The 12,588-nt window shown below is 44.2% G+C and carries 7 protein-coding genes and 3 pseudogenes; 5 read left to right on the forward strand and 5 right to left on the reverse strand.

Translation table 11 applies throughout. From position 1 onward, the window contains the following. Positions 1-95: 95 nt before the first annotated feature. On the reverse strand, positions 96-968 hold the full coding sequence (locus ACVA54_RS19080) for a TraB/GumN family protein (RefSeq protein ID WP_446617466.1): 873 nt from the start codon (positions 966-968) through the stop codon (positions 96-98). A gap of 458 nt (positions 969-1,426) precedes the next feature. On the opposite strand from ACVA54_RS19080, the gene ACVA54_RS19085 reads away from it, so the two are divergent. Together ACVA54_RS19085 and ACVA54_RS19090 are read left to right on the forward strand one after the other, a co-directional pair. Continuing rightward, complete coding sequence (locus tag ACVA54_RS19085) at positions 1,427-4,081, forward strand: beta-N-acetylhexosaminidase (protein ID WP_446617467.1); 2,655 nt, start codon at positions 1,427-1,429, stop codon at positions 4,079-4,081. A 450-nt stretch (positions 4,082-4,531) separates the two neighbouring features. Further along, positions 4,532-5,185: an oligogalacturonate-specific porin KdgM family protein gene (locus ACVA54_RS19090; RefSeq protein ID WP_446617468.1), complete on the forward strand. Its 654-nt coding sequence runs from the start codon at positions 4,532-4,534 to the stop codon at positions 5,183-5,185. Positions 5,186-5,434: 249 nt separating this feature from the next. On the opposite strand, the pseudogene ACVA54_RS19095 reads toward ACVA54_RS19090, so the two are convergent. The 3 genes and pseudogenes from ACVA54_RS19095 to ACVA54_RS19105 all read right to left on the reverse strand — a co-directional run bounded on the left by ACVA54_RS19095 (position 5,435) and on the right by ACVA54_RS19105 (position 8,964). After that, positions 5,435-5,652 (reverse strand): annotated as a pseudogene (locus ACVA54_RS19095) (PAS factor family protein). A gap of 141 nt (positions 5,653-5,793) precedes the next feature. Then, positions 5,794-6,243, reverse strand: coding sequence for a DUF411 domain-containing protein (locus tag ACVA54_RS19100; RefSeq protein ID WP_099079261.1), 450 nt, complete (start codon positions 6,241-6,243; stop codon positions 5,794-5,796). A 24-nt stretch (positions 6,244-6,267) separates the two neighbouring features. Next, positions 6,268-8,964, reverse strand: coding sequence for a heavy metal translocating P-type ATPase (locus ACVA54_RS19105; RefSeq protein ID WP_446640827.1), 2,697 nt, complete (start codon positions 8,962-8,964; stop codon positions 6,268-6,270). Between the two features lie 296 nt (positions 8,965-9,260). On the opposite strand from ACVA54_RS19105, the gene gltX reads away from it, so the two are divergent. Continuing rightward, a complete protein-coding gene (gltX, locus tag ACVA54_RS19110; protein ID WP_099079263.1) occupies positions 9,261-10,685 on the forward strand; it encodes a glutamate--tRNA ligase in 1,425 nt (474 codons plus the stop codon). A gap of 312 nt (positions 10,686-10,997) precedes the next feature. Beyond that, a pseudogene (locus ACVA54_RS19115) lies at positions 10,998-11,242 on the forward strand (OmpA family protein); the annotation flags it as partial. Positions 11,243-11,343: 101 nt separating this feature from the next. Here the strand turns inward: ACVA54_RS19115 and ACVA54_RS19120 are convergent. Continuing rightward, positions 11,344-11,850 (reverse strand): Fe3+-citrate ABC transporter substrate-binding protein, encoded by a 507-nt coding sequence (locus tag ACVA54_RS19120; RefSeq protein WP_099079264.1) that lies wholly within the window; start codon positions 11,848-11,850, stop codon positions 11,344-11,346. 500 nt (positions 11,851-12,350) lie between these two features. Between ACVA54_RS19120 and ACVA54_RS19125 the strand changes: the two are divergent. Beyond that, positions 12,351-12,588 (forward strand): annotated as a pseudogene (locus ACVA54_RS19125) (putative glutamine/gamma-aminobutyrate antiporter GadC); the annotation flags it as partial.

Below are 12,588 nucleotides of genomic sequence, written 5' to 3' on the forward strand. Positions count from 1 at the left end.
GCGAGCAAATTTTGACTTTGATAGTATCGAACCAAATGGGGTTCGCCTGAAGTTAGAATATGGCTCTTCACCGACCACTTTTAGAAAGCCTGCCTTTAAATATCACATTTCGCATTTCTGGTGTTTGCTAATGGTTTGATCGCAAAACCGCGCTTTTCTAGTAATTCGATAAGACTGCCCTTACCAACTAAGTGTAAGCTGCCGACCACAACGGTGTAACGGCCTCCTTTCTTTGGTAATACGTTGCCAGAGTCTAATTTTTGTGCCCAATCTCGGTTACGAGAGTATAGAAAGGCTTCATTGAACTGTTCACTGGATTTTTCACTTAGCGATGCTTTTTCTAGCTGACTTCCGGCGCCACTTTTCCAGCTCTCGATTAAGCATTCGACAAGAGCTTCTCCACCATCATATTCTTCGATTGAAGAAAGCAGTAGCTCTTTGCCCCCCTCGGGTTGGCCTGTAATTAAATCGATTTGAAATTGCACCGATTCTAAAGAGAGGATGGGGACGTGTTTTTCTTCTGCCATATTAATTAAATGCATATCGACGCCATGACCTGCCACGTACCCCAATTTGTTAACGAGAGACAACTGAATCGTTAAGGCTGCTGCCCAAGGAGGTGCATTGAGTAATTGCGTTTGTTGCACACCAAGATCTTTGGCAATCTCAGCAAGATGTTGATGCTGCGTTTTATCCAAGACATCTTTGGCGAGAAACGCGGTTTTTGGGTAGGTCACGCCTTCAGTATTTCGAACATCGGTTTCGATGATTAATCCATCACTGTTTTTTAGGAATTGAGTAACGGCTTTAGGCAGCGGGTACATACTTGTATCCCCCACATGAATCGAACCAATAATCATGTATTCGGTATTGCCTTTCTTTGCCAACCAGTGCAGCGGTTCTGCTTGGGTAGAGTAAGAAGTAAAAAAGACAATGAGAGATGACATGACAGACAAGAGTCGAAACATATTTTGTTCCTCGAATTCGATATGCATCTTATCTATATCATGGTTCGACAAAAACGTCATTTTTAAAAATATTGACGTGTTTTGACGGTGACGAAATGAGAGCTAATTCACGAAAGTGTTTTAATTGAGTTTGTTGTTAATGGTAAGTCAAATGCTCTCTCGTGATCAAAATCCTATAAAATCATGCAAAACGCACCAGTTTTTGTGATTGAGATCGCAACAATCTCGTCAAAAAAAGTTACTCGTTTTTGACAAGTTAAATAAGCAATTGAATTTCATGTATTTATATTTTTAATCTCAAGACCAAATTTGAGCTGGATCACTTCTTACTTTTATTTATTTTACGTATTAAAATAACTGCTTGTATGTTGAATACAACTGTTAAGCGCCTCGCATTTAGGTGCTCACCATTTTTGATAAATGTCGTTTTGAACCACTGACTTTTTGGGGAAAGTAAGATGTTGAAACATAGTCTGATTGCTGCTTCTGTAATCGCTACATTGGCAGGCTGCTCTTCACTGCAGAACTCTGAGCAACAAGTTGTAAACTCACTGGCTGACAACCTTAATATTCAATATGAAGTACTTACAAACCACGGCGCAAATGAAGGTCTTGCATGTCAAGACATGGGCGCTGAGTGGGCGTCTTGTAATAAGGTTAACATGACGTTAATTAACCAAGGTGAAGCGGTTGACTCTAAAGATTGGGCTATCTACTTCCACAGCATTCGTCTGATTTTGGATGTAGACAACGAGCAGTTCAAAATCTCTCGTGTAACGGGTGACCTACACAAATTAGAACCAACAGATAAGTTTGACGGTTTCGCGGCAGGTGAAGAAGTCGTTCTGCCGCTGATTGGCGAATACTGGACATTGTTTGAAACTGATTTCATGCCAGGTGCATTTGTAACTGCGCCAAACGCAGAGCCTAAGATGATTGCGTCTCTAAATACAGAAGACGTTGCTTCTTTCGTTACTGGCCTTGAAGGCAACAACCTAAAACGTACGCCTGATGACAACAACATCATGGCAAATGCTGTCTCTCGTTTCGAAAAGAATGAAGATCTAGCAAAACAAGATGTATCAACTACGTTACTACCAACGCCAATGCACGTGAAAGCGGGCCAAGGCACAGTAGACATCGCAGGTGGTATTGCGCTGCCGAAAGACGCATTTGATGCGGCTCAATACGCAGCAATTCAAGATCGCGCAGAAGTGGTAGGTGTGGATGTTCGTGGTGATGTTCCTGTTAGCATCACGCTAGTTCCTGCAAACTTCACCGGTGAATTAGCAAAATCGGGTGCTTATGATTTGAGCATCAATGGCGACGGCATTGTGATTGAAGCATTCGACCAAGCAGGTGCTTTCTACGCAGTACAATCTATCTTTGGCCTGATAGATAGCCAAAATGCTGATTCTCTACCACAACTGTCTATTCAAGATGCACCGCGCTTTGATTACCGTGGTGTGATGGTCGATGTGGCTCGTAACTTCCACTCTAAAGACGCAATCCTTGCAACGCTTGAGCAAATGGCGGCGTACAAGATGAACAAACTGCACCTTCACCTGACGGATGATGAAGGCTGGCGTTTGGAAATCCCGGGTCTGCCTGAGCTGACTGAAGTGGGTGCTAACCGTTGTTTCGATTTGGAAGAGAAAAGCTGTTTACTGCCTCAGCTTGGCTCTGGTCCAACGACAGACAACTTTGGTTCTGGCTTCTTCAGCAAAGCAGACTACGTGGACATCTTGAAGTACGCGAAAGCGCGTAACATCGAAGTGATTCCAGAAATCGATATGCCAGCGCACGCTCGTGCAGCAGTGGTATCTATGGAAGCACGTTACGACCGTCTAATGGAAGAAGGTAAAGAAGCAGAAGCGAACGAGTACCGCCTGATGGATCCTCAAGATACATCGAACGTAACGACGGTTCAGTTCTACAACAAGCAAAGCTTCATCAACCCATGTATGGAATCTTCAACTCGCTTTGTTGATAAAGTGATTTCAGAAGTAGCAGCAATGCACCAAGAAGCGGGCACGCCGCTAACAACATGGCACTTTGGTGGTGACGAAGCGAAGAACATCAAGCTAGGCGCTGGTTTCCAAGACGTCAACGCGGAAGACAAAGTAAGCTGGAAAGGCAACATCGATTTGTCTAAGCAAGATAAGCCATTCCAACAGTCTCCACAGTGTCAGTCGTTGATTGCTAATGGTACCGTGAGTGATTTTGGTCACCTACCAGGTTACTTCGCTAAAGAAGTATCAAAGATTGTTGCAGAGAAGGGCATTCCACACTTCCAAGCGTGGCAAGATGGTCTGAAGTACGTTGAAGAAGGTGAAGCTGGTTTCGCGACTGAAACTACTCGCGTGAACTTCTGGGACGTTCTTTACTGGGGGGGCACATCATCAGTGTACGAGTGGTCTAAGAAAGGTTACGACGTGATCGCTTCTAACCCAGACTACGTGTACATGGACTTCCCATATGAGGTTGACTCGAAAGAGCGTGGTTACTACTGGGCAACGCGTGCAACAGATACGCGTAAGATGTTTGGTTTTGCACCAGAGAACATGCCTCAGAACGCAGAAACCTCTGTAGACCGTGATGGCAATGGCTTCACTGGTAAAGGTGAAATCGAAGCGAAACCATTCTATGGCCTATCAGCACAGCTTTGGTCTGAGACAGTACGTAACGATGAGCAATACGAGTACATGGTATTCCCTCGCGTACTAGCAGCGGCAGAGCGTGCGTGGCACCGTGCTGATTGGGAAAACGACTACAAAGTGGGTGTAGAGTATTCTCTAGAGACAAACCTAGTAGACAAAGCAGCGCTAAACCAAGACTACAACCGCTTTGCGAACGTACTTGGTCAACGTGAACTGGCTAAGCTAGAAAAATCAGGTATCGACTACCGCTTACCTGTACCAGGTGCGAAAGTAGAAGATGGCAAGCTAGCAATGAACGTTCAGTTCCCTGGCGTGAAGCTTCAATACTCTCTAGATGGCAAAAACTGGCTAACTTACGCAGACAGTGCGCGTCCAAATGTGAAAGGTGAAGTGTTTATCCGCTCTGTGTCGGCAACGGGTGAGAAAGCAAGCCGTGTGACTAGCGTGAAATAAATTCACTAAGTTTCACTTAAATCACTATTTATAGCCAAAGCCCTCAACTCATGTTGAGGGCTTTGTTTATTTTTCTATGGGAAATAAGTGTGAACAATGTCTGATTATTATTTACTGATATATAAAATCGTCATTTAGAACGAAAAGAAGAATGTGATCTCGATGCTTGTTTTTTTGCTTGAATTAAGAGTGTAGCTAACCTGACTTCACACTTTATCTTTTTACGAATTTTTATTTTTCATGGCAAAATATTGTATTTAATGGTTTTTTTTAATTTTTACAATGCCAGTTTGAATTGGGTCACTGTTTTAAATGATTTATTTTCCAATGCGAATTAAATTGCGCAGTATTGCCTTAGCCAGGGAGGCTCATCCCAATAATGTTGGCGATGAAGGGCAAGTGATAGCCGCACATCTCATCGCATAACGTGAATAAATATAGGCAGTAATTATGAAAAACGTTTTTGCACTAAGTGCACTTTCTCTTGTTTTCGCATCAAGCGCTTTCGCGGGTTCTTCTTACGTAACAGGTAACGTTCAGTTTCACTCAGACTTTCAACCTAACGTGACTTCAACACTTGAAGCGGGTCATACGTTTGATACTGGCACAACGTTGCTAACTGAGTTTGATGGTATCTCTCTTGGTAAGTACGACGATAATGCTCTTCAAGATACTCGTCTTGGTTACTCACCATACATCACTCTAGGTATCGAGCAGAGCTACTCTTTTAATGACAATCTATGGGTTGCTGCTGGTTACCATCACCTACTAAACAATGGCGAGACTGTACAATACCGTCCGCTTGTTAAAATCGGTTACTACTTTGATAACGGTATTGCTATCAGTAACCGTACTCGTTACCACGACGTAAAAGATGGCAACGATCAATTGCGCTTTGATAACCGTATCGGTTACGTAGTAAATGAAGAGTTAGCGCTAAGCTACAACAACGTTTACGTACGTACAGACAATGCTGACAACACGATGGATCATGAGCTTCGTGCTACATGGATACGCAATGGCGTTCAACCATATTTCGAATACCGTAACCAAGCTGATAATGCAAACAATGCGTTTGTGTTCGGTGCGTCTTATGGTTTCTAATAAGTCCTAGCTGTTCATGATTAATGAACACATTCAAAGCTTAGCAATATTCAGATGCTGTTAGCTTTGCGAGCGACCTTGATATTTTTGAGGTCGCTTTTTTTGTATCTAAGAGACTGAATTCATGCAGCAAGTGACGCTTTAAGATAGCAGAGGTTACTACTAAGTATTGAAGAGATGGGGGAAAATAAGCACTGGGAAAAATGGCCCGCTGAGGGGAGTCGCGAGCCATATTCTAACTGATGAGGTTTAACGCATCGGTGTCTCAAGCAATTGAAGAGCTCGGTCAACGGCGTTATTGATCACTTCATGACTGTCTAGCTTTCCAGCCCCCGCAGGTCCAAGAGCACAAGCAAATAACGTTACTGTTTGCCAAAAGGCAGGTTCAGTTGATCGTACAAATCTTGCCGTATCTTTGCGTGTTGTTCTGGTTCCTGGTTAGCAAGGCTAACAAGCGTGTCATAAATAAGTGCTTTCTTAAATTTTCCTTTTTATTGCACGGGGTACATATCCATTTATGGTGCTACGCACAATAAATCAGGAAAGTCAGTCACACAACGAAGCCTTGCAGTAAGAAACTTTCACAATAATCGTGATCGTACCATGGATCACTGGTCGTTCCCTTTGTGGTAGCGATATTCGTACACTTGACCCTTTTCGTTGTACGCGTAAACGGCATAACTGTCTTTCTTGTCACCATATTCCATGCCGGGAGAGCCCATTGGCATACCTGGAACCGCGAGGCCTTTCGCATTTTTAGGTGGGTTTTCTAAGAAAGCTTTTATGTCCTCGGCTGGGATGTGTCCTTCAAAAACGTAGCCATCAATTTCTGCCGTATGGCAGGAGTATAACTGTTCGTTTTTAATGCCTAAGTCGCGTTTGATGGCGTTCATGTCATCATGCAGCTTCTCTTCAACAGTAAAACCGTTCTCTTCCATGTGTTTAGTCCACTCACCACAACAGCCACAATATGGCGATTTGTGGTTGATGACATCAGCGGCCAATACGTTAGCCGATGTGGCAGCAAGCATGGTAAAGGTCAATAATTTCAACTTCATAATATCCTCGAAAAGAAGGTTCGCTTACTTAATGGTAAACAGCCGTAGTCGATTTGCGTTACTCACGACTGTGATTGAAGACAGCGCCATTGCTGCGCCAGCAACAACAGGACTGAGCAAAAATCCAAACGCTGGGTAAAGCACGCCTGCGGCGATAGGAATACCCAACGAGTTATAAATAAAGGCACCGAACAAATTTTGTTTCATGTTTTTCAGTGTCGCGCGTGATAGCTCAATCGCATGTACTACGGCCAATGGCGACGTATTCAAAATGGTCATTTGTGAGCTTTCGATGGCGACATCACTGCCACTGCCCATAGCCACCCCAAGATTGGCAAGGGCCAAAGCTGGTGCGTCGTTGATACCATCGCCAATCATAGCAACAGTACAGCCTTGCGATTGAAGTAATTTAATATGCTGAGCTTTTTCGTCAGGCATGACTTGGGCAATGATTTCATCAATGCCGAGCTCTTTGCCGATAGCGTTGGCAACGTGTTGGTTGTCGCCCGTTAGCATGACGGTTTTTATGCCCTGCGATTTTAATGCAGACACGGCTTGTTTAGCATCAGATTTAATCGGATCAGCGATGGCAATTAAGCCAATCAGTTCATTGTTTAATGCTACGGCTACCGGCGTCCAAGCATTATTGGCGCAATCTTGAATCGCTTGTTCCATTAGGCTGGTATCAATCTGCTCGGCTTGCATAAATTGCAGTGAGCCTATCAGTAATGGTTGTGCTTGATAGGTCGCAACAATACCGCGACCACGGATGTTCTCAAAGGCTTCTAACTCAAGATCTTCGGTATTGTGCTGTTTTGCATAATCACACACCGCTTTCGCTAATGGGTGCTCTGATTGACGCTCTGCTGCGTACGCCAATGCCAATAGTTCTTCTTGGCTGGTGGTTTGAGTAAACACTTGCTGCACACTCGGTTTGCCCTGTGTCAGTGTGCCGGTTTTATCGAATACAACCGTATTCACTTTGCTGGCGAGTTGCAGTGCGTCGGCGTCTTTAATCAGGATACCCAGCTCTGCGGCTTTACCTACACCAACTGTCACCGACAGAGGTGTTGCCAAGCCAAGGGCACAAGGGCAGGCGATAATCAGCACTGTGGTAGTGACCACGAGCATATAGCTAGCTTTTGGCTCCGGACCTACGGCAAACCAGACCAATGCTGCTAACACTGCAATGCCTATCACCACGGGAACAAATACCGCTGAAATCTGATCAGCCAGTTTAGCAATGGCAGGCTTACTGCTTTGCGCGGTACGTACCATACGAATGATGCGCGCTAGCATGGTGTTTGCGCCAATGCCCGTAGCTTCGATGATCAGTGCGCCATCAGTATTTAATGTTCCCGCAGAAATGTGCGCATTTTGCGTTTTTAATACTGGTACAGGCTCACCAGTGAGCATGGATTCATCGATGTAGGATTCACCTTGAATGACAACCCCATCAACCGGCACTTTTTCACCCGGCTTTATACGCAGTTTCATGCCTAGCGTGATTTGCTCAACCGCGAGCTGTTGATCGCCTTGTTCAGAAATGACGGTTGCTTGCTGAGGCTGAAGGTTAATCAGTGCTTGCAATGAGCGCGTGGTGTTGGCCTTGGCTTTGGCCTCGATATAGTGACCAAGCGAAATCAGACCGATGATCATTGCGCTCGCTTCAAAGTACACATGGCGCGAAGCAAGTGGGAACCACGCAGGGAATATTACCACGAGCATCGAATAGAACCATGCAGCACCAGTACCCAACGCGACTAAGGTATCCATCGTCGCGCGTTTGTGAGTCGCTGCTAACCAAGCATTGGTAAAGAAGTGCTTACCTGCGGTTGCCAATAGTAATAGACACAATACTCCTATCGCCCCCCAAGCGAGCTGATCATTCGCATTACGAATCATCATGTTGCCGCCAAATACACCCCATAGCATTAACGGTGCACCAACAACTAACCCAGCAATAGCATCAAGCTTGAAGCGTTTTTGTTGGGCTCGTTGTTGAGTCGCTTGCTTTTCTTGTTGGGTTGCTGCGTCTTGAAGGATTTCTGCTTGGTAACCTGCTTGTTTTACCAATTCAACAATCGCTTGTTGGAGTGCTTCAGAATCTTGAGTGGCGAACACCAATGCACTTTGCTCAGCAAAGTTTACTTGTGCTTTTTCAATGCCTTCTACGCTAGTGAGCGCTTTCTCTACTGAAGAAACGCAACTCGCACAGGTCATGCCTTGAATCAGGATTTGCAACTGAATACTCGCTGGTGGCGATTGAGCGTGTTCAATGTTGCTCTGCTTTTCTACTTGCTCAGTTGCCGGCGAGCTTTCCTCTTCGGCTTCAATTGGCTCAAGGCTGGCGGTGTAGCCAAGTGTTGCCACAAGCTCGATCACGTGCTGCTCAGAGAGTAGGGTTGTGATATCGAGTTGTGTCGTAGATACGTGAAAAACAATGACGTCTTGATTCGACTCTAATAAAGAAGAGAGTTTCTTCACGCATCCGCCACAGCTTAACCCGCTAAGGTTGAACTGATATTGATGGCCTGCGTGATAACCCAGTGCCTCGATGGATGCAACAATAGAAGAAAGGGGAGATTCGGTTTTCAATTCAACCATTGTCGGGGACAAATTAATGATCTCAACACTGTGATTTGTGTGTAAAGCTTTCTCAACCTTCCTCGCACAGCTCATGCAGTTGAGCCCAGTCATAGGTATAACGAACTGATACATAATATGTCCTTGATAATCGTAATAGGCTGAGCATAAACCTTCCTGTTAGGGGAAGGTCAAGCATTACTTCTATTGGGCAGTGTCATTGGATTTATACGTATTCACCACGATCACATGACACTTTACTATTATAAGTAGCAGAGCAGAGCCGTTATGCCTGCAGCCCTGTTTGATTTATAACGCCAATCTCCACTGAATGATTGTAGAATTGACTTACGGTGGTAAAATGTCGCCACTTTTATCCTTGATATTACAACGAGAGCGTTCTTGTTGCTCATTACTCCTAAGGAACTCAAATGACGGTTAAAACTCGTTTTGCTCCTAGCCCAACTGGCTACCTTCACGTTGGCGGTGCACGTACAGCACTTTACTCTTGGCTACTTGCTAAACACAATGGCGGTGAATTTGTTCTACGTATTGAAGACACTGACCTTGAGCGTAACTCTCAAGAAGCAGTTGACGCGATCATGGAGGGTATGGAATGGCTTGGTCTTGAGTGGAACGAAGGTCCTTACTTCCAGACTCAACGTTTTGATCGTTACAACGAGATGGTTGATCAGCTACTTGCTGAAGACAAAGCTTACAAATGTTACGCATCAAAAGAGCTGCTAGACGAAGTTCGTGCAGAACAAGAGCTAAACAAAGAGATGCCACGTTACGACGCAGACCATCCAAAGATTAAAGCGGCAAACGATGCGGCAAAAGATGGCGATCCATGCGTAATCCGTTTCCGTAACCCGAAAGATGGCAGTGTGGTATTTGATGACCAAATCCGTGGTCGTATCGAAATCAGCAACACGCAAATGGATGATCTGATCATCCGTCGTACCGATGGTTCTCCAACGTACAACTTCTGTGTAGTGGTTGACGATTGGGATATGGGCATCACTCACGTTGTGCGCGGTGAAGACCACATTAATAATACGCCTCGTCAGATCAATATCTACAAAGCGCTAGGAGCGAAAGTACCAACATTCGCTCACTGTGCAATGATTCTTGGTGATGACGGTGCAAAACTGTCTAAGCGTCACGGCGCGGTATCAGTAATGCAATACCGCGATATGGGTTACCTACCAACTGCACTAAACAACTACTTAGTGCGCCTAGGTTGGTCTCACGGTGATCAAGAAATCTTCTCTCAAGAAGAGATGATCAACCTGTTCAGCCTAAATGCAGTCTCTAAGTCAGCGTCGGCATTCAATACTGACAAGCTACTATGGTTGAATAACCACTACATTAAGAACTCAGATCCAGCGTACGTTGCAGAGCATCTACAATGGCACCTAGATCAGCAAAAACTGGATGTAACTAACGGCCCTGCTATCACTGAAGTGATCAAGCTTGTGGGTGAGCGTTGTAACACACTAGTAGAACTTGCCGAGCAAATCCGTTACTTCTACGAAGACTTCTCTGAGTTTGAAGCGGGTGCAGCGAAGAAACACTTACGTGGTGTCGCAAAAGAGCCTCTAGAAACAGCCCTTGCTAAAGTTGAGGCCATGACTGAATGGACAACTGAAAACTTACATCAAATGATCGCAGACGTATGTGCGGAGCTTGAAATTGGTATGGGTAAAATTGGTATGCCGCTACGCGTTGCGGTAACGGGTGGCGGTCAGTCTCCTTCCGTTGACGCAGTAATGGCGCTGATTGGCAAAGAGCGTTGTATTGCCCGTATTAAGATGGCGCTTGAATTTATTGCTGAGCGTGAAGCTAACGCATAGTTATTTTGAATAAGTTGTTATAAAAGCCGCGATATTTTTCGCGGTTTTTTTGTATCTAATGAACAAGGAAAGCGTATTTCTAGCTACAGGTTGGTTGAATTTTTCACAGGCATGGCATTATTTAGCGCCATTAAAGATAAGTTTCATTTATTAAAATATAGCAACCATGAATGTCATAATCGCAATTTAATTCATGCTATGTCTATGATTTATATCCATATCCATATCCATATCCATTAAAGTTCCCCAATTGTTGTCATCATTGATGAGAAATTAGTTTTCCTTACTTTTTCCATGTTAACTTTTCACGTAAACGTTGACGTAATTGGTTACACAGACACATCAGGTACAGCAGCGTACAACCAACAAGTATCGAGAAACGTGCAGAGTCAGTTGCACATGCGCTAGTAGAAAAAGGTATTGATGCTTCACGCATCCACGCTCGTGGTGAAGGTGAAAATAACCCAATCGCTTCAAATGACATTCGTGAAGGTCGTGAGCAAAACCGCCGCGTTGAAATCGTTGTTCCTGAGTTTGATTACCAAGTTCAACAATAAGCGTCTGCCTGACGCTTAGAAGCCTAACTGTACAATGCCCCAAAGAATCTGCTCTTTGGGGCATTTTTGTATTGGGTCTTACGTCAGGAGCATACTGACTGTTATTTGAGGTCGATACTATTAAGTCGCCCCATGAAGGTTAGGATCTCTAAATTATCTTTATGCGCATCTAATAGGGCTTTTTTAGTCTGCATGTAAGCCGCCAGCTTGCCATATTTGTTTATCGAGCGAACCACGGTTTTATACTTATACTCACCTTCATCATTAAATTCACGCCACTTTGCGATGTAGCAAGTATCGCGGTTGTTTGGGTCTTCAAGGGTAGGATTGGGTTTGTGCACTATCTTGGGTTCGACACTGTGCGGTAGCCTTGTCATCAGATAAGGGTCTTTCAAAAGGCGACGCCAAAACTTGCCCCACATTTCAAGTCCTAATTCATTTCGCAACTTAATGGCTTTCTTTAACGCTTTTTCCTCACCAAGACGAACAAAGCCTACAGAGCGATGCAATACTGTATCGTCAGGGGTATGAATGTGAATCTTAAAGGCCGTTTTGCCTTTAGAAATAAATCGGTGTCCGGTGTTAGTTATTAAATTGCTTTTAGACATAGCGATAATTAATAATCTTATTAATAGGCAAAGGGTAAGCAAATCTTACCGATAATTAAAGTAATAAAATTCAAAATTGTAAATGTGCACAATCGAACTTGATTTTCGTGAGAAGGACCTATACCCAAGTAACCTCGCCCTGCGGGAACGTGCCACTGAGGCACTTTCTTTTTCAAAAAAATAGCTGCGACAAACAACTTGGAAAGAGCTAGCTATTACACTGCGTTGTTTTCCTTGAATTTGAATCAGTGACTACGCTCTGAATTCCGCATCTTGAAGTCTCTTGGGTACATGATGGTATTTTGCCATCAATGACGTTCGATACACCGTGAAAAAAGCAAAGGTGTCGTGACGACCTTCCCGATGAATCGTGTCAGAAGCGAATGAAAGATGACAGCGGCCGAAAGTGGTTAACATTGAAATAATTACTGAAGATTTTTATCAAAATGCCGATTCCCCACCTAAAATTGATAGGGGAAAACCAATGACCGGTATCTGAAATGGCAAACTCAGGTAAGACAACCAATAAAGGCATAAGCATCTTTGCATTAGCGATGCTCAATATCGTGGCAGTGGTGAGCTTAAGGGAGCTGCCTGCAGAAGCGGAATACGGACTGAGTTCAATTTTTTACTACATTTTTGCTGCCATCGTATTCTTAGTGCCCGTTTCACTCGTCGCGGCAGAATTGGCGCAAGTTCCATCAGATTTGACTGGGCTGTGCTTTGTATCGGTATCTG

The organism is Vibrio sp. PNB23_22_6 (assembly GCF_052877535.1).

Coding starts and splice junctions, on each gene's coding strand:
- ACVA54_RS19080 (WP_446617466.1), bottom strand. CDS start 968: ATGTTTCGACTCTTGTCTGTCATGTCATCTCTCATTGTCTTTTTTACT.
- ACVA54_RS19085 (WP_446617467.1), top strand. CDS start 1,427: ATGTTGAAACATAGTCTGATTGCTGCTTCTGTAATCGCTACATTGGCA.
- ACVA54_RS19090 (WP_446617468.1), top strand. CDS start 4,532: ATGAAAAACGTTTTTGCACTAAGTGCACTTTCTCTTGTTTTCGCATCA.
- ACVA54_RS19100 (WP_099079261.1), bottom strand. CDS start 6,243: ATGAAGTTGAAATTATTGACCTTTACCATGCTTGCTGCCACATCGGCT.
- ACVA54_RS19105 (WP_446640827.1), bottom strand. CDS start 8,964: ATGTATCAGTTCGTTATACCTATGACTGGGCTCAACTGCATGAGCTGT.
- gltX (WP_099079263.1), top strand. CDS start 9,261: ATGACGGTTAAAACTCGTTTTGCTCCTAGCCCAACTGGCTACCTTCAC.
- ACVA54_RS19120 (WP_099079264.1), bottom strand. CDS start 11,850: ATGTCTAAAAGCAATTTAATAACTAACACCGGACACCGATTTATTTCT.